Origin of the sequence: Mesorhizobium sp. NZP2234, from assembly GCF_013170765.1 — a bacterium.
In the GTDB taxonomy this organism is placed as follows: domain Bacteria; phylum Pseudomonadota; class Alphaproteobacteria; order Rhizobiales; family Rhizobiaceae; genus Mesorhizobium; species Mesorhizobium loti_D.
In genome coordinates, this window is the sequence record NZ_CP033364.1 from 1732099 (window position 1) to 1755910 (window position 23812).

At 64.3% G+C, this 23812-nt stretch carries 25 protein-coding genes and 1 riboswitch; of the genes, 12 read left to right on the top strand and 13 right to left on the bottom strand.

The window, feature by feature from the left end; genetic code table 11:
* Positions 1-56 precede the first annotated feature (56 nt).
* Positions 57-1226: a homoserine O-acetyltransferase gene (locus EB230_RS08495; protein ID WP_056576042.1), complete on the bottom strand. Its 1170-nt coding sequence runs from the start codon at positions 1224-1226 to the stop codon at positions 57-59.
* Between the two features lie 107 nt (positions 1227-1333).
* Positions 1334-1411, bottom strand: a riboswitch (SAM riboswitch).
* Positions 1412-1572: 161 nt separating this feature from the next.
* On the opposite strand from EB230_RS08495, the gene hisC reads away from it, so the two are divergent.
* Both hisC and EB230_RS08505 read left to right on the top strand, forming a co-directional pair.
* The gene (gene hisC / locus EB230_RS08500) at positions 1573-2682 is read left to right on the top strand and encodes a histidinol-phosphate transaminase (RefSeq protein ID WP_172372054.1); all 1110 of its coding nucleotides are present in this window, start codon (positions 1573-1575) and stop codon (positions 2680-2682) included.
* A 22-nt stretch (positions 2683-2704) separates the two neighbouring features.
* Positions 2705-3640, top strand: coding sequence for a prephenate/arogenate dehydrogenase family protein (locus EB230_RS08505; RefSeq protein ID WP_171883278.1), 936 nt, complete (start codon positions 2705-2707; stop codon positions 3638-3640).
* A 122-nt stretch (positions 3641-3762) separates the two neighbouring features.
* Here the strand turns inward: EB230_RS08505 and EB230_RS08510 are convergent, their stop codons facing one another.
* Together EB230_RS08510 and EB230_RS08515 are read right to left on the bottom strand one after the other, a co-directional pair.
* Positions 3763-4692 (bottom strand): sugar kinase, encoded by a 930-nt coding sequence (locus EB230_RS08510; protein WP_056576050.1) that lies wholly within the window; start codon positions 4690-4692, stop codon positions 3763-3765.
* A 7-nt stretch (positions 4693-4699) separates the two neighbouring features.
* On the bottom strand, positions 4700-5698 hold the full coding sequence (locus EB230_RS08515) for a DUF2125 domain-containing protein (protein ID WP_056576052.1): 999 nt from the start codon (positions 5696-5698) through the stop codon (positions 4700-4702).
* Positions 5699-5853: 155 nt separating this feature from the next.
* Between EB230_RS08515 and EB230_RS08520 the strand changes: the two genes are divergently transcribed.
* The 3 genes from EB230_RS08520 (at position 5854) to EB230_RS08530 (ending at position 8163) form a co-directional block, all read left to right on the top strand.
* Entirely contained in the window at positions 5854-6375 is a 522-nt protein-coding gene (locus tag EB230_RS08520; RefSeq protein WP_056576055.1) for a gamma-glutamylcyclotransferase, read from the top strand.
* A 123-nt stretch (positions 6376-6498) separates the two neighbouring features.
* Positions 6499-7446, top strand: a complete 948-nt coding sequence (locus EB230_RS08525; RefSeq protein WP_056576058.1) for an aldo/keto reductase — start codon at positions 6499-6501, stop codon at positions 7444-7446.
* Between the two features lie 90 nt (positions 7447-7536).
* Positions 7537-8163, top strand: a complete 627-nt coding sequence (locus EB230_RS08530; RefSeq protein ID WP_056576061.1) for a LysE family translocator — start codon at positions 7537-7539, stop codon at positions 8161-8163.
* A gap of 19 nt (positions 8164-8182) precedes the next feature.
* Here the strand turns inward: EB230_RS08530 and EB230_RS08535 are convergent, their stop codons facing one another.
* Together EB230_RS08535 and EB230_RS08540 are read right to left on the bottom strand one after the other, a co-directional pair.
* Positions 8183-8971 (bottom strand): 1-acyl-sn-glycerol-3-phosphate acyltransferase, encoded by a 789-nt coding sequence (locus tag EB230_RS08535; protein ID WP_172372055.1) that lies wholly within the window; start codon positions 8969-8971, stop codon positions 8183-8185.
* A gap of 77 nt (positions 8972-9048) precedes the next feature.
* The gene (locus EB230_RS08540; protein ID WP_056576066.1) at positions 9049-9954 is read right to left on the bottom strand and encodes a LysR family transcriptional regulator; all 906 of its coding nucleotides are present in this window, start codon (positions 9952-9954) and stop codon (positions 9049-9051) included.
* Positions 9955-10054: 100 nt separating this feature from the next.
* Between EB230_RS08540 and EB230_RS08545 the strand changes: the two genes are divergently transcribed.
* The 3 genes from EB230_RS08545 to EB230_RS08555 all read left to right on the top strand — a co-directional run bounded on the left by EB230_RS08545 (position 10055) and on the right by EB230_RS08555 (position 11853).
* Positions 10055-10606, top strand: a complete 552-nt coding sequence (locus EB230_RS08545) for a peroxidase-related enzyme (protein WP_056576068.1) — start codon at positions 10055-10057, stop codon at positions 10604-10606.
* Between the two features lie 58 nt (positions 10607-10664).
* Complete coding sequence (locus tag EB230_RS08550) at positions 10665-11135, top strand: DUF1348 family protein (RefSeq protein WP_056576070.1); 471 nt, start codon at positions 10665-10667, stop codon at positions 11133-11135.
* A gap of 85 nt (positions 11136-11220) precedes the next feature.
* Positions 11221-11853, top strand: coding sequence for a pyridoxamine 5'-phosphate oxidase family protein (locus EB230_RS08555; RefSeq protein WP_056576072.1), 633 nt, complete (start codon positions 11221-11223; stop codon positions 11851-11853).
* A 16-nt stretch (positions 11854-11869) separates the two neighbouring features.
* Here EB230_RS08555 and EB230_RS08560 read toward each other — a convergent pair whose 3' ends face one another.
* The 3 genes from EB230_RS08560 to ftsE form a co-directional block, all read right to left on the bottom strand.
* Positions 11870-12595 carry a YdcF family protein gene (locus EB230_RS08560; RefSeq protein ID WP_056576075.1) on the bottom strand — a complete coding sequence of 242 codons (726 nt, stop codon included), beginning with the start codon at positions 12593-12595 and terminating at the stop codon, positions 11870-11872.
* Positions 12596-12706: 111 nt separating this feature from the next.
* Complete coding sequence (locus EB230_RS08565) at positions 12707-13699, bottom strand: ABC transporter permease (protein ID WP_056576079.1); 993 nt, start codon at positions 13697-13699, stop codon at positions 12707-12709.
* The gene (gene ftsE / locus EB230_RS08570) at positions 13692-14351 is read right to left on the bottom strand and encodes a cell division ATP-binding protein FtsE (protein WP_010911739.1); all 660 of its coding nucleotides are present in this window, start codon (positions 14349-14351) and stop codon (positions 13692-13694) included. Before ftsE ends, EB230_RS08565 begins: the two co-directional genes overlap by 8 nt.
* Before the next feature lie 252 nt (positions 14352-14603).
* Here ftsE and EB230_RS08575 point away from each other — a divergent pair, with 252 nt between their 5' ends.
* The 3 genes from EB230_RS08575 (at position 14604) to EB230_RS08585 (ending at position 16305) form a co-directional block, all read left to right on the top strand.
* On the top strand, positions 14604-15248 hold the full coding sequence (locus tag EB230_RS08575; protein WP_172372056.1) for a hypothetical protein: 645 nt from the start codon (positions 14604-14606) through the stop codon (positions 15246-15248).
* A gap of 23 nt (positions 15249-15271) precedes the next feature.
* Complete coding sequence (gene hpt, locus EB230_RS08580; protein ID WP_096450719.1) at positions 15272-15814, top strand: hypoxanthine phosphoribosyltransferase; 543 nt, start codon at positions 15272-15274, stop codon at positions 15812-15814.
* A 119-nt stretch (positions 15815-15933) separates the two neighbouring features.
* Positions 15934-16305, top strand: coding sequence for a response regulator (locus tag EB230_RS08585; RefSeq protein ID WP_172372057.1), 372 nt, complete (start codon positions 15934-15936; stop codon positions 16303-16305).
* Here EB230_RS08585 and EB230_RS08590 read toward each other — a convergent pair whose 3' ends face one another.
* Complete coding sequence (locus EB230_RS08590; RefSeq protein WP_172372059.1) at positions 16306-17253, bottom strand: DMT family transporter; 948 nt, start codon at positions 17251-17253, stop codon at positions 16306-16308.
* Between the two features lie 223 nt (positions 17254-17476).
* Between EB230_RS08590 and EB230_RS08595 the strand changes: the two genes are divergently transcribed.
* Complete coding sequence (locus EB230_RS08595) at positions 17477-18358, top strand: LysR substrate-binding domain-containing protein (RefSeq protein ID WP_056576588.1); 882 nt, start codon at positions 17477-17479, stop codon at positions 18356-18358.
* On the opposite strand, the gene EB230_RS08600 is transcribed toward EB230_RS08595, so the two are convergent.
* From EB230_RS08600 to lysA, 4 genes are all read right to left on the bottom strand, one after another.
* Entirely contained in the window at positions 18337-18708 is a 372-nt protein-coding gene (locus EB230_RS08600; RefSeq protein WP_056576094.1) for a glyoxalase superfamily protein, read from the bottom strand. The two genes, EB230_RS08595 and EB230_RS08600, sit on opposite strands and share 22 nt — an antisense overlap.
* A gap of 41 nt (positions 18709-18749) precedes the next feature.
* A complete protein-coding gene (locus EB230_RS08605; RefSeq protein ID WP_056576097.1) occupies positions 18750-21350 on the bottom strand; it encodes a TIGR02302 family protein in 2601 nt (866 codons plus the stop codon).
* Positions 21351-21543: 193 nt separating this feature from the next.
* Positions 21544-22485, bottom strand: coding sequence for a threonine/serine dehydratase (locus tag EB230_RS08610; protein WP_172372060.1), 942 nt, complete (start codon positions 22483-22485; stop codon positions 21544-21546).
* 28 nt (positions 22486-22513) lie between these two features.
* Entirely contained in the window at positions 22514-23782 is a 1269-nt protein-coding gene (gene lysA, locus EB230_RS08615; protein WP_056576113.1) for a diaminopimelate decarboxylase, read from the bottom strand.
* Between the last annotated feature and the right edge of the window lie 30 nt (positions 23783-23812).

Here is a 23812-nt window from a genome sequence, read left to right on the forward strand (position 1 = left end):
TATCGCCTCCTGTGTGGCGCATGATCCCGATCCTGAAAGTCCGCGACGTTCCGGGGTCATGCGCTCAGCCCTCTGGCGCGGGCCGCCGAGCCGATGAAGCCGTTGATGGCGGCGAACAGTTCCGGCTCGTCGAGCAGGAAGGCGTCATGGCCGCGATCGGTCTCGATCTCGACGAAGGATACCGAGGCGCCGGCGGCGTTGAGCGCGTGCACGATGGAGCGGCTCTCCTCGGTCGGAAACAGCCAGTCCGATGTGAACGACACCAGGCAGAAGCGGGTCTTGGTGCCGGCAAAGGCATCCGCCAGCCTGCCGCCATGATCGGCGGCGAGGTCGAAATAATCCATCGACCGCGTCATGTAGAGATAGGAGTTTGCGTCGAAGCGGTCGACGAAGGTCATGCCTTGGTGGCGCAGATAGCTTTCGATCTGGAAGTCGGCGTCGAAGCCGAAAGTCAGGTGGTCGCGATCCTGCAGATTGCGGCCGAATTTACGGTGCAAAGCTGCTTCCGACAGATAGGTGATGTGGGCCGCCATGCGCGCCACCGCCAGGCCCTTTTCCGGGCGCTTGCCGTGCTCGAAATATTTGCCGCCGTGCCAGTCCGGATCGGCCATGACGGCCTGCCGGCCGACTTCATGGAAGGCGATGTTCTGCGAGGAATGGCGGGCACCCGTGGCGATCGGCAGCGCCGAAAAGACACGCTCGGGGTAGCTCGACGCCCATTCCAGCACCTGCATGCCGCCCATCGAGCCGCCAAGCACGCAAAACAGCTTTTCGATGCCGAAATGATCGATCAGCATCTGCTGCGCACGCACCATGTCGCGAATGGTGATGACAGGCAGGTCGAGCCCATAGGGCTTGCCGGTGACGGGGTTGGTCGAGGCCGGACCGGTGGAGCCCAGGCAGCCACCGATCACGTTGGAGCAGATGACGAAGAAACGGTTGGTGTCGATGATCCTGCCGGGGCCGATCAGCACTTCCCACCAGCCCGGCTTGCCGGTCACCGGGTTGGTGTTGGCGACATGCTGGTCGCCGGTCAGCGCATGGCAGACGAGAATGGCATTGGAGCGGGCATCGTTCAGCGTGCCATAGGTCTGGTAGGCGATCTGGAACGGCGACAAAAGCGTGCCGGCGTCGAGCTTGAGCGGCTGGTCGGGCCCGAAGCGCAACACCGGGCTCGACGGTTGGTCGGCCTCGTTGTTGGTCTTTCCTGCACGCGGAGCGGCCATTCACGTACTCACTTGCTGCATCATGGCCGACGAAAAATCGCCGCCGATGCGTTTTGTCCGGCCGGCCGCGGACAATAAAAAACCGGCATTGCCTTCGCAAAGCCGGTTACGTCACGCAAACGGCCCTTTAGCGAATTGTTTAACGTGGCTGCAAGCCGACCGGCCAAATCACCACGGAACTGTCACTGTCCTTCTAGAACTCGCCCGCCTCGCCGTCAATGCCGGAGCCCGGGCCGGAAACCGGGCCGGCTGCTGGCCCCACCGCCGCCTCTCGACATTGCCGGCCATGACTTGTATTTCCGCTGCGGCCTCCGGATGGAGGCATTTTCGACGGATTTTGCAAAAAATGAACCAGACACCGGATCAGGCACGTCCAACCCCGCGCGCGGGCATCATGGACATAGACGCCTATGTGCCCGGCAAGAGCACGGCGCCGGCCGGTGTCGCCAAGGTCTACAAGCTGTCGTCGAACGAGAACCCGCTCGGTCCGTCACCGAAGGCGATCGAGGCCGCGCGCGACGTCGCCGCCAGGCTCGACGTCTATCCCGACGGCACCGCCAGGCGGCTGCGCGAGGCGATCGCCGAGGTGCATGGCCTCAACGCGCAGAACATTATCTGCTCCAACGGCTCCGACGAGATCCTCGGCCTGTTGGCACAGACCTATCTGGCGCCAGGCGATGAGGCCATATTCACCGAACACGCCTTCATGGTCTACAAGATCTACATCCAGTCGGCCGGCGCCGCGCCGATCGCGGTCAAGGAGACCGACGAGCGCGCCGACATCGATGCAATGCTGGCCGCCGTCACGCCGAGAACCAAGATCGTGTTCCTCGCCAATCCCAACAATCCGACCGGCACCTATGTGCCGTTCCAGGAGGTGCGCCGCCTGCATGCCGGCCTGCCCAAACATGTGCTGCTGGTGCTCGACGCGGCCTATGCCGAATATGTCCGCCGCAACGACTACGAAGCCGGCATCGAACTGGTCGGCAGCGCCGAGAACGTGGTGATGACGCGCACCTTCTCCAAGATCGGCCTTGGCGGAGCGCGGATCGGCTGGATGTACGGGCCGATGCACATCGTCGACGCCATCAACCGCGTGCGCGGTCCCTTCAATGTCAATGCGACTGCGATCGAGGCCGGCATCGCCGCGATCCGCGACCGCGCCCATGTCGAGCGCAGCGTGGCGCATAACGAGACCTGGCTCACCTGGCTGAGCGCAGAGATGACCGGGCTTGGGTTGCGGGTAACGCCCAGCGTCGGCAATTTCCTCCTCATTCATTTTCCCGACGACCAGAAGCATTCGGCGGCGGCGGCGGACGATTACCTGACCGCGCGCGGTTACATACTGCGGCGCGTTTCCGGCTACGGCTTCCCCAACGCGCTGCGCATGACCGTTGGCACCGAAGAGGCCAATCGCGGCGTCGTTGCCGCGCTCACGACATTCCTGAAAAGCTAGAACGCCCGAAAGCTCTAACGCCATGACATCACCGATGTTTGAAAAGATCGCGCTGGTCGGCATCGGCCTGATCGGCTCGTCGCTGGCCCGCGTCATCCGCCGCGAGGGCCTTGCCGGCCACGTTGCCATCTCGACCCGCAGCGCGGCGACGCTGGCGCGGGCGCGGGAGCTTGGGCTGGGTGATTCCTATACGACCGATGCGAGGGAAGCGGTCCGCGACGCCGATCTGATCATCGTCTCGGTGCCGGTCGGCTCGTCCGGCGCGGTGGCGCAGGAGATCGCGCCGGCGCTGAAGAAGGGCGCGATCCTCACCGATGTCGGCTCGACCAAGGCCTCCGTCATCGCGCAGATGCAGCCGCATGTGCCCGATGGCGTCCATTTCATTCCCGGCCATCCGCTGGCGGGTACCGAGAAATCCGGACCGGATGCCGGTTTCGCCGACCTGTTCGACAATCGCTGGTGCATCTTCACGCCGCTGCCGGGCACCGATCCGGACGCGCTGGAGAAGCTGTCGGAATTCTGGCGCCGCTGCGGCGCCAACATCGACACGATGGACCCACAGCATCACGACATGACGCTCGCCATCGTTTCGCATTTGCCGCACATTATCGCCTACAACATCGTCGGCACCGCCGACGATCTGGAATCGGTGACCAAGACGGAAGTGATCAAATATTCCGCCTCCGGCTTTCGCGACTTCACGCGCCTGGCCGCCTCCGACCCGACCATGTGGCGGGACGTGTGTCTGCACAACAAGGATGCCATCCTCGAAATGCTGGCGCGGTTCTCGGAAGACCTGGCGTTCCTGCAGCGGGCGATCCGCTGGGGCGACGGCGACAAGCTGTTCGACCTGTTCACCCGCACCCGGGCCGTGCGTCGTTCGATCATCGAGGCGGGCCAGGACATCGACGTGCCCGATTTCGGCCGCCAGGCGGTGGAGCACCCGTCGAAGAATTAGATCTGTTCACCGCTTCACGGAAACGGCGAACCGCTCTAACTTTTTGTTTTAACACAATTCCGAAGGGCAAAGCGCTATGGGCTTTGCCCGGGAAAACCGTTTCACACTTTTCCTGGAATTGCTTAGGCTGTTTCAGGCCAGGTCGCCGCGACCATCGCCAGTGTCTCGGCCCGGTCCGGCGCGCCGAGCCTGCCGCCGAAGCGCAGGCACTTGAGCGCGGCGGCGGCACTGGCAAAGCGCATGGCCTGCTCGACCGGCATGGCTTCCGCCAGCCCGACGGCAAAGGCGCCGTGAAAGACGTCGCCGGCGGCGAGCGTGTCGACCGCCCTGATCCTTGGCGCCGCGACATGGCGGGATGATCCCGCCGCGCGATCGAACCACCAGGTGCCCGCCGCGCCGCCGGTGACCGCGACAAGGGCATCGGTGCGGGAGGCCATGTCGGTGCAGGCGGTCTCCAGATCCAGCGCCTGGCCGCATATGATGCGGACCGCCGGCTCCGAGGCGACAATGTGCGAAGCCAGCGGCAACAGCTGCTCCAGCACCGCCAGCGGCGCGGTATCGGCGTCGAGAATCGCCGGCCGGCCGGCGGCGCGTGCCGCCTTCAGGGCAAGGGCCGCGGCACCCGGCCAGCGCACGTCGGCCAGCACGGCATCGAATGCTGCGATGTCGGCGAAAGGCAAAGAATCGGGATCGGTCTGGGCCAAACTGTCATAGAAAGGCACGATGATGCGTTCGCCATGGGCGTCGACCAGGATCGATGCCAGCGCCGAGCGGGCGCCGCTGACGCGGCGCACATAGCTGCAGTCAACGCCTTCGGCCTCGATCCCGGCAATCAGTTGATCGCCGACCGGATCATCGCCGGCACTCGCCCACAGCGACACGTCGGCGCCCAGGCGATGCGCGGCGCAGGCCGCGCTGGTGGCCATGCCAGAGGCGATCTGGACGCCGTCGGAGGCGATGAATTTTCCCTGATGCGCGGGCAGCGTCTCGACACGCAGAATGGTGTCCAGCGTCAGCGCGCCGACACTCAGGAGCCTCGCTGGTCTTGCCATGGCAGCGCTATTGAACCGGCTTGATCTTGCCGAGCGGGATGAAGCCGAGCGAGGCCTTGCCCTTGACCACCTTCAGCGGCATCGATGGTTCGCTGCCGAGCAGCGCCAGAGCGGCAAAACCCTGTTCGATCGCGTTCTTCTGCTCGGGCATGGCGCCGGCAAGGATGGAGGCGACAGCCTTCGGATCCTTGATCCTGATCATCAGGTCGGCGTCGACAAGGCCTTCGGCATCGACCGACAACGGCCCGGAAACGGTAACCTTCGCCGTGCCCGACGACAAATCGAGGTTGCGAATATCGACCCTCTGGCCGCGCAGGCTCTTCACCTGCGTTCCGATCAATGCGACGCCGTTCTTCAGCGTGGCATCGCCGCTGGCATCGAGCGCCGGCAGCACGCGCCCGCCGATCGCATCCGGGTCGATCTCCAGATCGGTGAAGCTGCCGACATAGTCGAGATCCACGCCGTTCGGCTGCAACTGGCCGGCCGCCCTGCCGGCGCTGAACAATTCCACTGGATCGGTGTCGTCGGCCGGATCGGTCTGGCCGGACAGCCCCTCCGCCTGCAGCGCGATGCGCCGCGGCAGCGGCCATGACAGTTTCACGTTGGCCTGCAGATTGTCCCAGTCGATCCACAGCGGCACCATGCCGGGGACGGAGGTCCTGAGCGGGCCGCGCAGATCGGCGACCGGCGACAAAGGCTGGATGATCTGGGCGACGGCATTGAAGGAGCCGGCCGAGGCCGCGATGTTCTTGGCATCGTCCTCATACGCCAAATTGTCGCAAGAGACGGCAAAGCTCAGGGGATAGCCGCTGACCTGGAGATTGGCGCAGCCGGCTTCGATGCCGCTCTTGTTGAGCGTGGCAACCGCCTTGTCGGCTTCAGCCCGCACCCTGCCGGCCAGATAGAACCAGCCGCCGCTGTAGATGGCAAACAGCACAACGACGAACGTCACAAGCCAGAACAGGCCGCGACGGGACTTTGGTTGGCGTTCGTCACTTGACGTCATGCTTTGGCTCTCATTAACGCATGGGTATTGGCGGACGGACCTTCGATTCCGACAACACTTGGCAGACAGAGACGAATAGGTAGCCGGGGACGGTTGGAAAAAACACCGGTTTCCGGTGCGGTGGTGCCATTCTTTTTGCAATCAGGCGCGGCGATATGGGCGATTTTTGGGTGTTTGGCTACGGTTCGCTGATCTGGCGGCCGGGTTTCGCGCATATCGAGACACGACGCGCCCAGCTGCACGGCTACCGCCGCTCGCTCTGCGTCTATTCCTTCGTGCATCGCGGCACGCGCCAGCGGCCCGGATTGGTGCTCGGCCTCGACCGTGGCGGCTCCTGCGTCGGCCTGGCTTTCCGTGTGCCCGGGGAATTGCGCGACGAGGTCATCGCCTATCTGCGCGAGCGTGAACTCGTCACATCGGTCTATCTCGAGCGCACCCTCAAGGTCCGGCTCGACGGCGGCGGTACGGTCGAAGCCGTGGCCTACATCGTCGACCGCAAACATGAGCAATATGCCGGCGCGCTGGACGCGGCGGAGGCGGCGGCGGTCGTGCGCGGCGCGGTCGGCCAGTCCGGCAACAATGAGGATTATGTTCTCAGCACGCTGAAGCATCTGGAAGCGCTCGGCATTCGCGACCATTGGCTGGAGGAGGTGGCGCGGGGGATAGCGCCTTTGTGAAGCGCTGGCTCTGCGGAAAAAGGCGGCCAGGCCTTTGATCTCGACGGGGCACGACCTAGCTTAGGGTCCGAACCCAGCCAGCGGGCGGCATCCGCCCGGTCTCAATCATCACGGAGATTCGTCTTGCAGAAACGCCGTCTCGGTCGCACCGACCTTTCCATCGCGCCGCTGGTTCTGGGCGGCAACGTCTTCGGCTGGACCGCCGACGAGAAGACCTCGTTCGACCTGCTTGATCGCTTCGTCGGCGGCGGACTCAACGCGATCGATACTGCGGACGCCTATTCGCGCTGGGTGCCGGGCAACGAGGGGGGTGAATCGGAAACCATCATCGGCAAATGGATGAAGGACCGTGGCAACCGCGACAAGGTCGTGGTGATCACCAAGGTCGGCTCGGATATGGGGCAGGGCCACAAGGATCTGTCCGCCGCCTATATCGAGAAGGCCGTCGAAGCGTCGCTGAAGCGGCTGCAAACCGATTTCATCGACCTCTATCTGTCCCATTGGCCGGATCCGGCCACGCCCTATGAGGAAACCCTCGGCGCCTACGAGAAGCTGCTTGCCAAGGGTAAGGTCCGCCATATCGGCTGCTCGAACCTCGACGCCGGCCAGTTGCGCGCCGCACTCGATGTGGCGAGCCTGCGCAGCCTGCCGCGCTACGAGGTGCTGCAGCCGGAATACAATCTCTACGATCGTTCCTCCTTCGACGGGCCGTTGCGCGATCTGTGCGTGGCCGAGGATATCGGCGTCATCACTTATTTCAGCCTGGCCAAGGGTTTTCTGAGCGGCAAATACCGCAGCGAGGCCGATCTTGGCCAAAGCGAGCGCGGCGGCGGGGTCAAGGACTACCTCAATGCGCGCGGCATGCGCATTCTGGCCGCTCTCGATGCCATATCCGCCAAGCATTCGGCGAAGCAGGCGGAAGTCGCCCTTGCCTGGGTTATCGCGCGGCCAGGCGTCACCGCGCCGATTGCCAGCGCCACCAAGCCCAGTCAGATGGACAGCCTGATCAAGGCGGCGTCGTTGAAATTGACCGCCGACGACATGGCCGAACTCGACAGAGCGAGCGGCTGAGGTTTCGGTCGTCGCTGTACGCACGAACGTCCAAGACCATGCCCCTGTCTTGCCATAGCGTCCTGCGCTCGTGGCAAGACAGGGGGCGCAATGACTGAACCGCTTCTCTCGCAACCGCAACTCTGGCGTCCGCTGCTCGCTCTGGTCTTGGCCGCCACGGTGGTCATGGGCAGTCCGGGTCCGGCAACGATAAGCGTTACGGCTGTTGGCGCGGCCTTCGGCCTGCGCGATTCGCTACGCTACACCTGCGGGATCGTTCTTGGCACGGCCGCCGTCTTGCTCGTTGTGGCGACAGGGATCGTGGCGGTGCTCGGGTCGATGCCGAGGCTGGCGCCGGTGCTGGTTGTCGCGTCCGCCGCCTACATCCTCTATCTCGCCTTCAAGATCGCTACGGCACCGCCCTTGGCGGCGCGCACGGCCGAGGCCGCGCGACCGACCTGGCTGGCCGGGTTTCTGCTGGCGGTCGCCAACCCGAAAGCCTATGTGGCGATCGCCGCTGTGTTTGCCGGCGCCTCGTCGAAGCAGGGTGCGGCAGAGCTTGGCCCATGGCTGAAGCTGGCGGTTCTGGCAGGGATGATCGTTGTCATCCACGCAGTGTGGCTTCTCGCCGGTGCGGCGTTCGCGCGCTTCCTGCGCAGGCCTGTCACTTCCCGGATCATCAACCTGGTTTTTGCCGCGACACTGGTGCTGACCACGGTGCTGGCTGTTTACGGCTGATTGCCCGGCTGGAGGGCCTTCATGGCTTCGCGCCGAGTTCCCGCAGCCGCTTCACCGCCGCTGGCGGCAGGGCCGGCGGGTTGGGTGCGCGCGATGCCTCGATGAGAAGCTGATCGCAGGCGGCTTCCGTCTCGCCGATTAGCCGCGCCATGAACTCGTCCTTGCCGAGGCCCGGCGGAATCGGCGGCAGGAACCGCGCCTTGATGGTGCCGGGATAGCGCAGGAACTTGCGGCGCGGCCAATAGAGGCCGGCGACATGGGCGACCGGCACCACCGGAACACCAAGCTGCGCGTAGATTTCGACGATGCCGTATTTGTAGGCGGGCTCGTCGCCCGGCGCCCGGCGCGTGCCCTCGGGATAGATGATCAGCTGGCGTGGGTTGCGCGCCATCTCTTCCTTGGTCGCCGCGACCACCGCCTTCAGCGCCTTGGAGCGGCTGCCGCGATCGACCGGGATCATGCGCATCTTCATGATGTACCAGCCGAAGAACGGGATCCAGGTCAACTCGCGCTTGAGGATGTAGAGCGGGTCCTCGAGGAAAGGAAAGAAGGCGATGGCATCCCAGAACGACTGGTGCTTCGGCGCCAGGATGAAGGAGCCTTCGGGCAGGTTTTCCTGCCCGGTGATGTCGTTTCTGGTGCCGGCGATCTTGTCATAGAGCCACATGCAGCTGCGCGACCAGAATTTCGGCACGAACCAGGCGCGGTGGCGGGGCGACAGGAAATAGTATGGGGTCCAGAGGATCATCTGGACGATCAGATTGACGTAGAAGACGAAGTTGAACGCCAGCGATCTGACATAGAGCATGGGGGAGGTCCGGTGAGGAAGTGTGCGTTGGTTACACCAAGCAGCGGCAAAAAGGAAACAGGGCGATGCGGCTCATACTACCAGGTCGCCTGCGCCAGACATTCCCTCAGGCGTGGGGCGGCAAAGTCGAGGAATGCGCGCAGTTTCACCGGTAGCCGGCCCTGGCCGGCGTGCACCAGGTTTACCGGCCACGGCTCGGGCTCGAAATCCCTGAGCACGGGCCGCAACGTTCCTGAGCGTACAGCGGCGACGATCTGGTAGGAAAGCACGCGCGTCATCCCGACACCGGCAATAGCGGCATCGATCGCCGCCTCCGCTGTATTGACCCGCAGCCTTGAGCGGACCAGGACAGGAACGTCGGCCTTTTCCACTGCGAAGGTCCAGGTGGCGAGTGAGCCAAGGCCTTCGAAGGTGACGCAGCTGTGCGTCTCGAGATCTCCTGGAGTCTTCGGCGTGCCATGCTCGGACAGATAGGCGGGACTTGCACAGACAACATGACGGATCGAGCCGACACCGATGGCAACCATGCGCGAGTCCGGCAGCCGGCCGATGCGGATGGCGAGGTCGATATGATCCTCGGCCAACTGGACTATCCTGTCGCCAAGCGTCAGGCGGATATCCACTTGCGGGTACGCGGCGAGAAACGCGGTGACGATCGGCAGCACGTGCAGTCGGCCGAAGACGATCGGCGCGGTGATGATCAATTCGCCGGTCGGGGCGCTGTATTCGCCGCCGGCAACGCGTTCGGCCTCGCCGACCTCGTCGAGGATGCGGCGGCAGGCGGCAAGATAGGCGTCGCCTGCGTCGGTCAGCGTCAGCCGGCGTGTCGAGCGGTTCAGCAGACGTGTCTGGAGATGCCGTTCCAGATCTGAGACCTTGCGGCTGACGGTCGCAAGCGGAATGCCCGAACGGCGTGCGGCGGCCGAAAGGCTGCCGGCCTCCACCGTCGCGACGAAAAGGGACATGGCCTCGAGGCGATCCATCGTTTCTACCAGAAATTGGAAGGATTGATTGCAAATATGCCATCTACATCCGGCAAGTGGAAGAGCGCAAATAGGCGGTGTGACCAACAGGGATATCGCAATGCCGCGCATCACCACGCCATCGTCCATCGCCGCCGCTCCCACGGCAACGCAACCCATGTTGCAGGCTGTCGAGAAGCAACTCGGCGTCGTGCCGAACCTGTTTCGAATGGTTGCCAACAGTCCAGCCGCGCTCGAAGGCTATCTCGGCATGTCGGGGGCGCTGGCCAAGGGCCGGTTGCCTGCGTCGACACGCGAGCGCATCGCGCTGGCGGTCGCCGAGATCAATGGCTGCAGCTACTGCCTGTCCGCACACACCTACCTTGGCAAGAACCTCGCCCGGCTCGACGATGCCGAGATGCTCGCCAACCGCCACGGTGGCTCCACGGACCCCAAGGCGGGCGCGGCGGTGCGTTTTGCCGCCAGGGTTGCGCATAGTCGCGGCCATATCGGCGACGAGGATCTCTCCGCCGTCAGGCTGGCAGGCTACGACGATGGAGAGATCATCGAGATCGTCCAGCATGTCGCCCTGAACGTCTGGACCAACTATATCAATGAAGTCGCCCAGACCGAGATCGATTTTCCGGTTGTTTCTATCCGCGATGCTGCCTGAAACCGGAAAGGGCATGCGGTGTCCGCCGGTCCCACCCTTCACGCCGCAGAGGATTCCCATGTCTGAAAGCCGCCCGCCGCTTCCGCCCTTCACCGCCGAAACAGCCGCGCAGAAGGCGCGCACGGCCGAGGATGCCTGGAATTCACGCGATCCGGCGCGGGTCGCGCTTGCCTACACGACCGACAGCCGCTGGCGCAACCGCGCTGAATTCCTGCAAGGTCGCGATGCCATCCAGGCTTTCCTGACGCGCAAATGGAGCCGCGAGCTCGATTATCGACTGATCAAGGAAGTCTGGGCTTTCCACGGCAACCGCATCGCCGTGCGCTTCGCCTATGAATGGCACGACGACAGCGGTTCATGGTTCCGCAGCCATGGCAACGAGAACTGGGAGTTCGACGAGCACGGGCTGATGCGCCTGCGCATCGCGAGCATCAACGACCTGCCGATCGCGGAAGCCGACCGTAAATATCACTGGCCGCTCGGGCGCCGCCCGGATGATCACCCAACATTGTCGGAGCTCGGGCTTTAGAGCAATTCCGGGAAAAGTGCGAAACGGTTTCCCACAGGAATTGCGCCAACCGCCGCAAGCCCCGCCCCATGCAAGGAGGCTTTCGATGAACGCACATGCTTTTGCCAGCGACGTCGCCTTCACGCCGACCGTCAAGGCGATCCAGACGCGCAAGGGCTCGCGCCAGTCCTACTCCCGCGTCGAGGAGCGCGGTGGCTGGAAATCGGTGATCACGCCGGACCTTGCCGCCTTCATCGAGATGCAGACCAGCGTCTTCCTGTCGACGGCCAATGGCGATGGCCAGCCGTATATCCAGCATCGCGGCGGGCCGGCCGGCTTTCTCAAGGTGCTCGACGAAAAGACGATCGGCTTCGCGGATTTTTCCGGCAACAGGCAGTTCATCACGCAGGGCAACCTGGCCGACAACCCACGCGCCTTTCTGTTCCTGATCGACTATATGCTGCGCCAGCGTATCAAGATCTGGGGTACGGCGCGCGTGGTAGAAGACGATGCCGAGTTGATGGCCAAGCTGATGCCGCAGGATTACAAGGCTCGTCCCGAGCAGGTCATCCTGTTCACCGTCTCGGCATGGGATGCCAACTGCCCGCAACATATTCCGCAGCGTTTCGAGGCCGCCGATGTCGCGGCAGCGCTTGGTGAACGCGACAAGCGTATCCAGCACCTCGAGCAGGAGATCGCGCGCCTGAAGCAGGCGTCGACGGGGACAGACAAGGAATGACGGTACAGCCGAGGGGTCAGCCGCCGGCGGCGGTCTCGGCCAGCGCGATGCCGTCCGGGGTCGGTTTCACCGGTACGATGCCGCGTGCCAGCGCCAGCAGATATTTGTTGTACTCGGTGAACAGTACGCGCAAGGCCTGCGGCTTGGTCAGCCAGCCACCATTGTCGAGGTTGGAATTGACCACCGGATAGGGTTCCAGCTTGGCGCCATGCAGAAGCCGGCTCATTTCAAGCAGGCTGCGCGGCATGTGGTAGTTGTTGGTGACGAGGATCACCGTGTTGTAGGCGTGGCTTTCGACCCATTTGGCGCTTTCCTCGGCATTGCCGATCGTGTCGAGCGCGGCGCGGTCGATGTCGACGCAACACGAAAACAACTTCTTGTCGCCGCCGGTCGCTACCTGCAACTGGCGCCGACTCGCCGAGGGATGCACGCCACTGATCAACAGGCGCTCGCCTTTGCCGGACGCCAGCAGCTCCATCGCGGCGTCGAGACGGGACTGGCCGCCAGTGAGTACGATGATTGCGTCGGCCTTGGCCGGATTGGCGGGCGTGGTCAGATGGCTGACCTTGTTGGCGAACCAGCCGAAGCCGCCGGCAAATAGGGTTGCGAGGACGAGAAGAGAGAGCGCGGAAACCCGAAGTGCGGTCTTTAAACGGCTAATCCGGCCGTGGTCGCGCAAACGAGCAACCACCACTGGCATCTGTCCAGCCGTCCCGGTCGAATCCCGCACGTCCATGGCCATAGGGTTAATCCTGAAATGCGGCCTTTGGTAGGTAAAAGACGCACTTTGCGTTACGCCGTTTCTCCATCCGTGATCACCTTGCTTTCGACCTCGCCAAAGCATGTTCGCTTCTCACGCGTCGGGTTGGCGAACGTCGATGTCGCTGAGATAGGCGACGACGGTGGCATGCGAGGTTGCCGCCGTCAGCGCGCCGATCACCAGCACCATGAGGACGACGCCGAGATAACCCGCAGAGCCGATGGCGAAATTGCCGAACAAGGCGGTTGCCTGGTCGGCCTGCGGCGTTGCCATGTTGCGCGACGACCACCAGGAAAAGACGATGAAGACGAGCACCGCCGCCGCGCCGCCGGCGGCAGCGCCCTTCATGCCGGTGACCAGGAAATGCCGGCGGAATTCGCGCGCGATGAAGCGCGCCTCGGCGCCGACGAAATGCAGCACCTCGATGATGTGGCCGTTGCCGGCCATGGCGCCGCGCGTGGCGAACACCACCGTCAGCACGGTCGCCGACAGCATCAGCGCCAGCACGGCAATGCCGATGGTCACCGTCGTGCGCGCCATCGCCACCAGCCGGTCGACCCAGGTTCGGTGATCGTCGAGCGACGCGCTTGGCAGCTTCGGCGTGATCGCGGCGCGCATGGCGGCGAAGTCGGGCGGGCTGTTCTCGTCGATGGTGACGATGATCAGACGCGGCACTGGCAGGTCGTCGATGTTGAGGCCCGAACCCAGCCATGGCTCCAGCAGCCTGGCGGTCGCCTCGCGATCGATGATCCTTGTCGACTTCACGCCGGGGAATTCGCCGGCGATCCGCGAGGCCTGGGTGAGGGCGGCCTCCATGTCGAGGCCGTCGACCGGCTTGATCTGGATCGTCGCCTCGCGCGAGATCTGGTTTTCCCAGACCGAGGCGGTGTCGCGCACCAGCGTCACCGCGCCAAAGGTCAGGCAGGACAGGAAGGTCATGATGGCGATGACCAGGACCAGCGCCCGGCCGGCAATGTTCTGAGCGGGCACAATCGGCGCCATCCGGCGCTGCGCACGCGGCCGTGCCACAGTTGCCTCGGCGTCCTGCTCTTGCTCTTCGAAATGTTCGGCGGACAGGTCAGTCATAGATATCCAGCCTTCCGCCGGCCAGGATCATGCGGCGCGCGTCGACCTGCTCCATCAGGCCAAGATCATGGGTGGCGATCACCACGGCGGTGCCGAGACGATTGAGCTCGATGAAGAGCCGCAGCAGCCGCCGCGCCAGCGGGGGATCGACATTGCCGGTCGGCTCGTCGGCCAGCAGGATCTCGGGCTGCTCGATCAGCGCCCGCGCGATCGCGGCGCGCTGCTTCTCGCCGCCCGACAGGACCGGTGGCAGCACATGCATGCGCTCGCCCAGCCCCACCCATTTCAGCAGCTCGGTGACATCGGTGCGGTAGCTCGCCTCCTCGCGCCCGCGCACGCGCAACGGCAATGCGACGTTCTCATAAGTGGTCATGTGGTCGAGCAGGCGAAAATCCTGGAACACCACGCCGATGCGGCGCCGCAGATGTGGCAGTTCGGTGCGCGAGATGCGCGAGCGGTCCTTGCCGAAGATGGTGATCAGGCCGCGTGTCGGCTTCAGCGACATGAACAGCAGGCGCAGCAAGGTCGTCTTGCCGGCACCCGAAGGCCCGCTCAGGAACTGGAAGGAGCGCTCCGGTATATGCAAGGAAATGTCACGGAGGATTTCCGGACCCATGCCATAGCGGAGGCCGACATTTTCGAAGCGAATCAATTTCGACGACCTGAAGTTCCTAGAGCATGATGCCGAAAAGTGTGACGCGGTTTTCGGACGACATCATGCTCTGTCTCTTTTAGAACCAGTGGCGAGCCATCCCGTTCTGGGAAAAGACCATCGGCCGGCATGGTTAACCGCCGGTTAATTCCTGTGCTGTTTCGGCGTGTCACGACGGCTCCGGTGGGGAAGCGTTAACCATTTATGTTTACGCAAAAGAAACGAAAAGCGAACACGCGCAATAACGGGGCCATGATGGCTGACGAACGAACCGCGCGCCCGGTTTCCGGCGAAATCATGACCGATCCCCCGGCAATTGCCGTGGCGGACCGGATCGCGCGCGGTCCGGCGGCCGATATCGTCGATGCGGACTATGAAGTGATGCCGCGCTTTGTCCCTACGGTGGAAAGTGTTTCACCGCCACCGCGCCTGATCGTCACGCCGTCCATCGAGGGCATGGACATGCTGCGCAAACCGGAAGCGCCGGCGGAACGGCCGCCGGCCGCCCGCGGCGGGCCGATTTTCTGGATCGCCGGCATCGGTGCCGCCCTTGCCGCCTTCTGGGTCTCCGGCGGACATGCGCTGGTACGCCAGGCACCGTTCCTGTCTGGCGCGCAGGCGTCGGCGCTGACCATTTCAGGCGTCACCTCACGCGTCGACGCCTCGGGAGCCAATCCGGTGCTGTTCGTCGATGGCGAGGCCGCCAATGACGGGACGGGGCCGGTGACAATGCCACCGCTTGAAATCCGGGTGACGGGCAATGACGGGCGCACAACCCGCTATACGTTGGGGACATCCGGCCATTCGCTGGCGTCCGGTGAAAGATTCGGCTTTGCCAGCCGGCTCGACGTGCCTAAGAACGGCGTAAGAACCGTTTTGGTTACTTTCGCAGAGTAGGCGATCACCGGGGAAGACCACCAATGCCCATCGTACGCGACAAGGACATCGAAGTCCTGTTTTCGGCGTCGGCGATCGCCCGGCGCAATCTCGAACTCGCCAAGGAGATCGCCGGGCACGACTATCATGATCTGCTGGTGATTTCGGTGCTGAAGGGGTCGTTCATCTTCGCCGCCGACCTGATCCGCGCCATGCATGATGTCGGCCTGTCGCCCGAGGTCGAGTTCATCTTCATTTCCAGCTATGGCGCCGGCACCACCAGCGGCGAGGTGAGGGTGCTGCGCGACATCGACAATGAAGTCGCCGGCCGCGACGTGCTGTTGATCGACGACATTCTGGAATCGGGCAAGACGCTGACCTTCACCCGCGACCTGATGCTGTCGCGTGGGGCCAAAAGCTGTGCCATCGCCGTGCTGCTCGACAAGCGCATGCGCCGCCAGACCGCGCTCACCGCCGACTATGTCGGCTTCGACTGCCCCGATTACTTCGTCGTCGGCTACGGCATGGATGTCGCGCACGCCTTTCGTGAATTGCCGTTTGTCGGTGTTGTGAAAGGCGATGCGTGAGGCGAGCGCCTCGCGGCGGCGAATTTGAAAAAGGCCTTAACGGCGTCGGGAAAATTAACGCCTGTCGAGCGTCGGGCCTTTCAGGAAAAGTCAACTTTTGCCCGCCAAATATGCCGGCCATGGCAAAGCTTCTGATCGTCGAGGACGATGAGTCCGTCCGCACCCTCGCAGCCCGCGCGCTCGAACGCGCCGGCCACGCAATCGATATCGCGGCGGACGGCGCTCAAGGCCTGGCGCTGATACGCGCCGCGAATGGCGGCTATGATCTCGTCGTCTCCGATATCCGCATGCCGGAGATGGACGGCATCGAGATGGCGATCGCGGCTGCTGCCCTCTTCCCGGCGATGAAGATCATGCTGATGACCGGCTACGCCGACCAGCGCGAGCGCGCCGAGGAGTTGAACGGCATCATCCTCGACGTCGTGCAAAAGCCCTTCACACTGGCCGAAATCCGCTCGCGCGTCGAACGGGCGCTGATCTGCTTCGCCTGATCAGACCGGACCGGCAGTTGCCAGCCCGGGTGCTCGGCTCCTGCGCCGTTCCGTGTTGAGCGCCAGCAGGCCGGCTCCGATGATGAGGGCCGCACCGATCACGGTCGTCGACCTGGGTACCTCGGCGAAGAACAGAAAGCCCCAGAGCGGCGACCATAGAATGCCGGTGTATTCGAAGGTGGCGACCCGATTGGCCGGTGCCAGCCTGTAGCCCTGCGACAGAAGGATCATGCCGGCGGAGGCGACGAAGCCGCAGGCGGCCATCTTGAGGAAATCCGGTAGCGTCGGCCATATCCACGGCCGCACCAGGAACTCAAGGCTCGGATGGACGGCGTGGGTTATGCCGGCCAGGTGGAATGTTCCGGCAACCACGGCCGCACCGATGAGATAGGCGCCGTTCTGGTAGAAGGCCATGACCGTGGACGATTCGGTATCGCCGATCTTGCGCGCCATCAACTGCGAGAACCCATAGAGCAGGGCCGACCCCAGCGACAGCAGCGCCGCCCAGTCGAACAGTCCCGCGCCTGGACGCACCATCACGATGACGCCAAGCAGTCCGATCAGCACTGTCGCCAGCGTCCGCCAGGACACGCGTTCGCCAAGGTAAGGTCCGGCCAGCGCCATGATGAACAGCGGCGCCATGAAATAAAGCGCCACGGCGTCAGCCAGCGGCAGCGCGGCGATGGCCAGATAATACACCGTGTAGGAGGTGAACTGGATGAAGGCGCGTATCGTCAGCAGGTCGAACCGCTTCGACAGGATTGCCGGCAGCCCGACATCGGCGTGGACGAGGATGATCAGGATGGGCAAAGCGACGATCGAACGGATCGCCATCACTTCGGTCACCGGATAGGAGCTCGACACGGCTTTGACGAGCGGGTCCTGCAGCGAGAAAACCAGCACGCCCAGGCACAGGCTAAGGATGCCGCGCACCATCCTATTCTGCATCTGGTTTCCGGCTCCTGCGCGTATGGCCCGAAGCTGTCGCTTGCGGAGTAAAAAGAACCCGCCACCTTTTCGGGCAGCGGGCACGAGTGAGGACTCTTTGATTGGTCCGCGGCCGATTTCGCGGCCGCTTATCCAATGGGTATGGCGACTATCATCCGGCGTTTGACATGTTGCAAACGAATTGGAATGATATCAGCAATCAAATTTTCTTATGATGGAAATCATGCGTCCGACCCTCGACAGCGATCTCCTGCGCACCTTCGTCGCCATCGCCGAGGCCGGCAATTTCACCAGGGCGGCCGAGCAGGCCGGCCGCACCCAGTCGGCGGTGTCGATGCAGATGAAGAAGCTCGAAGAACTGATCGGCGACAGCCTGTTCGAGCGCGGCTCGCGCGGCGTCGCGCTGACGCGGCGCGGCGGCGAACTCATCGTCAACGCCCGCCGCATCGTCTCGCTGCTCGACGAAACGGCGGCGTCGATGGCGGCCGCGCCGCTCGGCGGACCGGTGCGCATCGGCATTCCGGAGGAATATGGCCACGCCATCCTGTCGCGCGCGCTCGGCGCATTTTCGAAGCGCCACACCAAGGTCGAGGTCACCGTGCGCTACGCGCATTCGGAGGCGCAGCTGGCGGCGCTTGCCGCCGGCGAACTCGATCTGTGCGTGGTGTTTGAATGGCAGGACCCGGCCGGCGGCGAAGTGCTGATGCACGACCCGACCGTGTGGGTGACGTCGGCCCTGCATCACATGCACGAGGAACGGCCGGTGCCGATCGCGCTCTACAACCGGGTGAGCTGGTGCAAGGACTTCGCCATCAAGTCGCTGGAGCAGCGCGGGCTTGCCTATCGTGTCGCCTATACCAGCGACACCACAGGCGGCCTGAAGCTTGCCGTCACCTCCGGACTGGCGATCGCGCCGATATCGCGCAGCAACATTCCCGACGGCTGCCGCGAACTGACGTCCGCCGATGGATTCGGCGACATCGATTCCTCCAATGTGGTGATGCATCGCAACTCGAATGCATCGGGCGAGGCGATCGACGGCATGCAGGAGGCGATCCGCGAAGCGTTCGTCAACCGGCAAGGTCAGTCTCTTGCATCCTCATAGAAGGTGAGGCGGTTGCCGAACGGATCGTTGACCGTGACCTCCTTCGTCTTCCAAGGCGTCTCCTCCAACCCCGGCCTGGCAAAGCGGTACTTTCTTTCGGTCAACTCGCGATGGAGCCCGGCGATGTCGGTCGTCTCGATCCGGACATGAGAGCCCGGCGCGCCGTCGCCATGATGTTCGCTCAGATGCAAGACACAGCCGTCGCGGTAAACGCCTGTGTAAAGCGGCGTGTTGTCTTCGAAGCGGTGTTCGAACTGCACCTCGAAACCGAGAAAACCGACGTAGAATTCATGCGCCTTGGCGACATCGAAGATGCGCAGGATGGGCGTGACAGTACCGAGCTTCGGCATGGTGCTGTGACCGTTCGGGCGGGATTTGGGAGCGGCGGTTCCTATTTCAGCTCAAGCAGCCGTTCCAGATAGCTGCGCTCGATGTCGGGGCTGAGCGCGTTGCCGAGCCGCTTGCGGATCGCTTCCAGGATCTGTCGGGCGCGCTGGACGTCGATCTCGTCGGGCACCTTCACCGAATCGCCGAAATCGGGACCCTGGCTGGCGCGCGGCCGGCCGAGCGGGTCGCGGTCGGCATTCTGCTGGCGGCCACCCTCCTGGCTGCCGCCCTGGTCGCCCTGCATGGCCTGCATCTGCTTCATCATGTCCTTGGCGCCCTTGCGCAGCGCCTCGAGTGCCCGGCCCTGGTGACCGACGGCCTCGTCGCCCTGGCCCTCGCCAAGCGCCTGCTCGGCGCTGCCCATGGACTTGCCCGCCTCGCCAAATCCTTCATTGGGCTCCATGCCCATGCCTTCGAGACTCTTCTTCAGCTTGTCGAGATCGCTCTTCAGCTGGCCCTGGCCTTCCTGCAACTGCTTCAGCGCATCGGCGAATTCCTGCGGCGTCATCGGCTTCTGTCTGGCGAGCGGGTCGCGGTCCTGGCCGACGCCGGGCTTGTCCTGGTCCTCGCCACCATCCTGGCCAAGCTGCTCGTCTCGGTTCTTTCCGCGCTGGCGTTCGCCGCGCCTCATCTGGTCCATGCGGAAGGTGTCGTTCATCATCTCCTGCTGGCGCCGCAGGATCTCGCCGAGCTTATCCATCTGCTGGCGCATCTGGCTGTCCTGCTCGCCGCCCTGCTGCTGACGGCCGGCCTGGAGATTGTTCATCATGTCCTGCAACTGCGACAGCAATTGCTGCGCCTTGTCGCGATCGCCCGACTTCGCCAGGTTTTCGATCTGATCCATCATCCGGTCGATGTCGCTCTGGCGCAGTTCCTGGCCGTTCTGCTGCATCTGCGGCGCGTTCGGGTTCTGCTTGGCGCGTTCGGCGAATTCCTGCAGGAACTGGTTCATCGCCTCGCGCAGTTCCTTCATCGCCTTTTCGATTTCCTGGTCGCTGGCGCCGTTCTTGATGGCGTCCTGCAGCGCTTGCTGCGCCTGGCGCAGCCGCTTCTCGGCCGCCGAGAGGTTGCCCTCCTCGATGCCAAGCGCGATTTCCCAGAGATAGCCGACCTCGCCGCGCAGCTGATCGTCATTCCCGGCCAGCTTCAGCCGGCTGCGCGCGCTCACGATGGCGAGGTAGTGCGACATGTTGTCGAACGTGTCTTCCGGCCGCAGCGTAATGGCGTCGATCAGGTCGAGTACGCGCGGCTTGGCATTGGCGTCGAGCGCCAGAAGGCGCCGCTGTTCGATCACCGCACGCGCCAGCGGGTTGGCGAACGGGCGTTCTGGCATAACAAGCGTCTTGGTCTCGCTGGACGCGGTGTGTCCGGCATCGTCGGTGGCGACCAGCGTCAGCTTGATGCTGCTGCCGGCCCAGACATGTTCGGTCAGGTCTTTCGTCGTCTTGGCGGCATTCGACTTGCCGCCGCGGCGCGGCAGCGTCAGCGGCATTTCGGGCGGGCCGTAGAGCGCATGCGCATCCGGCGCCTGCGGGTCGGCCAGCGCGAACACCGCCTTGGCGGTGGCGGCGCCATAGTCGTCATCGATCTGGTAGTTGAGTTCGAAGGCGCCGTTGGCGGCGCGCTTTGGCTCGCCGACGAAGCGGATCTGCGGCGGCTTGTCCGGGATCACCGCGAAGGCCCAGCGGCCAAGCTGATCCTCGCCCGATTTCAACGTCAGCGTGCCATCGCCGGTCAGCTTGCCGATGAATTGGCGCACCCTCGAAGATGAGTTGGCGGACGGCGCCGCCGGGGTTGCGGCAGGCTTGGCCGTCGCGGCGGCCGGGTCGATGGCGCGCGAATTGCCATCCTTGTCGGCATAGGCAAGCGTTTCCTCGCCCGAGCCGCCGGTGACGCGCAAGGAGACATCGCTGCCCTCAGGCACATGAAACGTTGGCGTCGCCTGGTTGGCGTCGGCGGTCAGGAAAACCGGCGGCTTGCCGGTGTAGGCCGGCGGCGTCACCCATGCATCGATGCGCGGCGGCACGGCATCATGCGCACCGTGGGCGCTGAAGCCGTCGGCTATCCTGCCGCCGGTCGGCCCGAAGGAGAAGGCAAAGGCGGTCACGAGCAGCAGCGCCGCCACAGCGCGCAACCCCCAGGGGTCGCGCTCCGGCACGCGCGTGCGCGGCAGGTCGGCGCCGAGGCCGTCGAGCTTTGCGGCCATGCGCTTCTGATGTTCGCGCCACAACGCCTGCGAGAAGCTGCTCTCCCGGCCGCTTGGCCGGTCGGTCTGCACCAGCACGGGGCTGTGCAGCAGCCTGTTGGCGGCCTCGATGCGGCGATCGACCTCGGCGGCCGAGGGCATGCGGAAGAAGCGCAGCGGATAGAGCGCCGCCAGCCCTGCCAGGCCGAATGCCGCGACGACGCCGATGCGCGCGATATCCGGCAGCCGGGAGAAGATGCCGAACCAGGACACGCTCAGGAACAGGCTGGCGACAACAAGCAGCGGGAGCAGCAGCGGCCAGCCGCGCTCGATCATCATCGAGACCCGTGTCGCCAGCCGGCTCAAGGCAAGGCGCCCGGCCAGGCCGCGGTCGTTGCTGAAGGTGGGTCGTTCGGTCATCGGCCCTTCCTAGAGCCTGTTCCATCCCGAAAGAAACGGGGTGGGGCTCTGTCTCTTTGAGCATGATCTGTTTTCGAGATCATGCCGTGGGGCGGGGCAGGATAGCCCAAGCCTCACGACTCGAAGAATACCAGCAAACACGGCAAAGGCGAGGCAGTTTGAAAAAACGTGAACCCGGCCGAAACGGCTGCAATCAGAAATTGGCGGGGTTTGCGTTGGCGCCGCAGACCAGCACGGCGACCCGTTCGCCCGGCGCCGGCGCATAGCGGCCAGACACCACTGCGGCGAAGGCTGCCGCCCCGCCCGGCTCGGAAATGATGCGAACGCGGTTCCACAGGGCCTTTTGGGCAGCAATGATATCGTCGTCGCTGACCAGGATGGAGCGTTCGACGAAGGCTTCGGCGATCGGGAACATCATTTCGCCGACGCGCTTCGGCGCCAGCGAATCGGCTGCGATGCCTTCGGCCGGCGCGTCGACTGGATGGCCGGCCTCGAAGGCGCGATGAAGCGTCGGCGCACCCTCGGGCTCGACGGCGACGATACGGATGCGGCCGGCGTACCAGGCGGCGATGCCCCCGATCAGGCCGCCACCGCCGACGGCGACCAGCAACGTGTCGATCTGAGGCAAGTCCGCCTCGATTTCGAGACCGAGCGTGCCCTGGCCGACAAGCGTTTCCTCCTGGTTGAAGGCGTGGATCTGCAAGGCGCCGGTTTCCTCGGCGAAACGTTCGCTGGCGGCCAGGGCTTCCGCATAGCGAGCGCCACCGACGACAAGGTCGGCGCCATAGCCGCGAATGCGGTCGAGCTTGGCTTGCGGGCTCACTTCGGGAACGAAGATCGTCGCCTTGTGGCCGAGCCGCATGGCGGCATAGGCGACGGCGGCGCCATGATTGCCGCCCGATGCCGCGACGACACCGGCCGCCGGAACCTGCCGCTCGAGCAGATTGGTGAAGGCGCCACGCGCCTTGAACGAGCCGGAATGCTGCAGGCATTCGAGCTTGAGGTCGATGGCCAGCGGCGGCCGGCCGAAGTCGGCCATGTCGACGCGCAGCACCGGCGTGTGGCGCACATAGGGGCGGATGCGCGGTTCCATCGCGGCAATGCGTTCGCGGGTGACGGTGTTGCCTTGCGCCATGACTTGCTCCTCGTCGTGAGATTGCGCCTTATGCGAGCCAGTCGGGGACCGAATCCAGCCCGATCAGGTCGTCATAGGTCAGGCGCGGGCGCACGACGTGGAAGCGGTCGCCGTCGACCAGCACCTCGGGCACCAGCAGGCGGGTGTTGTAGGTGCCGGCCTGCACGGCGCCATAGGCGCCGGCCGTGAAAACAGCGACGAGGTCGCCGGCCTTCAGCGTGGGCAGGTCACGGTCGAGGCCGAGATAGTCACCGGTCTCGCAGACCTGGCCGACAACATCAACCATCATGCGCGGCGTATCGGCCGGCGGCTGCACGACCGGCCTGATGTCGTGGAAGGCATCGTAGAGCGTCGGCCGTATCAGATCGTTCATGGCGGCGTCGACGATGAGGAAATTCTTCGCGTCGCCTTCCTTCACGAAGATCACTTCCGAGATGAGGATGCCGGCATTGCCAACGATCAGCCGGCCCGGCTCGAACATCACCTTCAGCCCGAGTTTGGCGACATGCTTCCTGACGATCTGGGCATAGGCGTCGGGAAGGGGCGGAGGGTTGTTGTCGACGCGGTAGGGAATGCCCAGCCCACCGCCGAGATCGACGTGCTCGATCGAATGGCCATCGGCACGCAGCGCGCCGATCAGGTCGACAAGGAGGGCGAAGGCGTCGTCGAAGGGCTGCAGTTCGGTGATCTGGCTGCCGATATGGGTGTCGATGCCGGTGATCTTGATGCCCGGAAGCGTTGCGGCGCGGGCATAGACCTGCCGTGCGCGCTGCCACGGAATGCCGAACTTGTTCTCGGCCTTGCCGGTGGAGATCTTCTTGTGGGTCTTGGCATCGACATCTGGATTGATGCGCAGCGAGATCGGCGCCACCTTGCCGAGTGCCACGGCGCGGGCCGAGAGGAGGTCAAGCTCCGGTTCGGATTCGACGTTGAAGCAAAGGATGCCGGCTTCGAGCGCGAAGTCCATTTCGCGCGCGGTCTTGCCGACGCCGGAGAACAGGATCTTGCTCGCCGGAATGCCGGCGGCCAGCGCACGGCGCAATTCGCCTTGCGAGACCACGTCGGCGCCGGCGCCGAGCTTGGCCAGGGTCCGCAGCACGGCCTGGTTGGAGTTGGCCTTCATGGCGTAGCAGACCAGCGTGTCGAGGCCGGCAAAGGCCTGGGCGAACACCCGGTAGTGCCTGGTCAAGGTGGCGGTGGAATAGCAGTAGAACGGCGTGCCGACCTGAGCGGCGATATCGGGGATTGCCACGTCCTCGGCATGCAGCACGCCGTCGCGGTAGTCGAAATGGTTCACGAGAGTGGTTCCGGAAAGTTGGAGCACGAT

Excerpts from the sequence above, each read along its gene's own strand:
- hpt (WP_096450719.1), top strand. The coding sequence starts at position 15,272 with ATGCCCATCGTACGCGACAAGGACATCGAAGTCCTGTTTTCGGCGTCG.
- EB230_RS08600 (WP_056576094.1), bottom strand. The coding sequence starts at position 18,708 with ATGCCGAAGCTCGGTACTGTCACGCCCATCCTGCGCATCTTCGATGTC.
- EB230_RS08515 (WP_056576052.1), bottom strand. The coding sequence starts at position 5,698 with ATGACGTCAAGTGACGAACGCCAACCAAAGTCCCGTCGCGGCCTGTTC.
- hisC (WP_172372054.1), top strand. The coding sequence starts at position 1,573 with ATGAACCAGACACCGGATCAGGCACGTCCAACCCCGCGCGCGGGCATC.
- EB230_RS08520 (WP_056576055.1), top strand. The coding sequence starts at position 5,854 with ATGGGCGATTTTTGGGTGTTTGGCTACGGTTCGCTGATCTGGCGGCCG.
- EB230_RS08545 (WP_056576068.1), top strand. The coding sequence starts at position 10,055 with ATGCCGCGCATCACCACGCCATCGTCCATCGCCGCCGCTCCCACGGCA.
- EB230_RS08550 (WP_056576070.1), top strand. The coding sequence starts at position 10,665 with ATGTCTGAAAGCCGCCCGCCGCTTCCGCCCTTCACCGCCGAAACAGCC.
- EB230_RS08530 (WP_056576061.1), top strand. The coding sequence starts at position 7,537 with ATGACTGAACCGCTTCTCTCGCAACCGCAACTCTGGCGTCCGCTGCTC.
- EB230_RS08560 (WP_056576075.1), bottom strand. The coding sequence starts at position 12,595 with ATGGCCATGGACGTGCGGGATTCGACCGGGACGGCTGGACAGATGCCA.
- EB230_RS08605 (WP_056576097.1), bottom strand. The coding sequence starts at position 21,350 with ATGACCGAACGACCCACCTTCAGCAACGACCGCGGCCTGGCCGGGCGC.
- EB230_RS08510 (WP_056576050.1), bottom strand. The coding sequence starts at position 4,692 with ATGGCAAGACCAGCGAGGCTCCTGAGTGTCGGCGCGCTGACGCTGGAC.
- EB230_RS08590 (WP_172372059.1), bottom strand. The coding sequence starts at position 17,253 with ATGCAGAATAGGATGGTGCGCGGCATCCTTAGCCTGTGCCTGGGCGTG.
- EB230_RS08555 (WP_056576072.1), top strand. The coding sequence starts at position 11,221 with ATGAACGCACATGCTTTTGCCAGCGACGTCGCCTTCACGCCGACCGTC.
- EB230_RS08505 (WP_171883278.1), top strand. The coding sequence starts at position 2,705 with ATGACATCACCGATGTTTGAAAAGATCGCGCTGGTCGGCATCGGCCTG.
- EB230_RS08610 (WP_172372060.1), bottom strand. The coding sequence starts at position 22,485 with ATGGCGCAAGGCAACACCGTCACCCGCGAACGCATTGCCGCGATGGAA.
- EB230_RS08565 (WP_056576079.1), bottom strand. The coding sequence starts at position 13,699 with ATGACTGACCTGTCCGCCGAACATTTCGAAGAGCAAGAGCAGGACGCC.
- EB230_RS08535 (WP_172372055.1), bottom strand. The coding sequence starts at position 8,971 with ATGCTCTATGTCAGATCGCTGGCGTTCAACTTCGTCTTCTACGTCAAT.
- EB230_RS08585 (WP_172372057.1), top strand. The coding sequence starts at position 15,934 with ATGGCAAAGCTTCTGATCGTCGAGGACGATGAGTCCGTCCGCACCCTC.
- EB230_RS08495 (WP_056576042.1), bottom strand. The coding sequence starts at position 1,226 with ATGGCCGCTCCGCGTGCAGGAAAGACCAACAACGAGGCCGACCAACCG.
- EB230_RS08595 (WP_056576588.1), top strand. The coding sequence starts at position 17,477 with ATGCGTCCGACCCTCGACAGCGATCTCCTGCGCACCTTCGTCGCCATC.
- EB230_RS08575 (WP_172372056.1), top strand. The coding sequence starts at position 14,604 with ATGATGGCTGACGAACGAACCGCGCGCCCGGTTTCCGGCGAAATCATG.
- EB230_RS08540 (WP_056576066.1), bottom strand. The coding sequence starts at position 9,954 with ATGGATCGCCTCGAGGCCATGTCCCTTTTCGTCGCGACGGTGGAGGCC.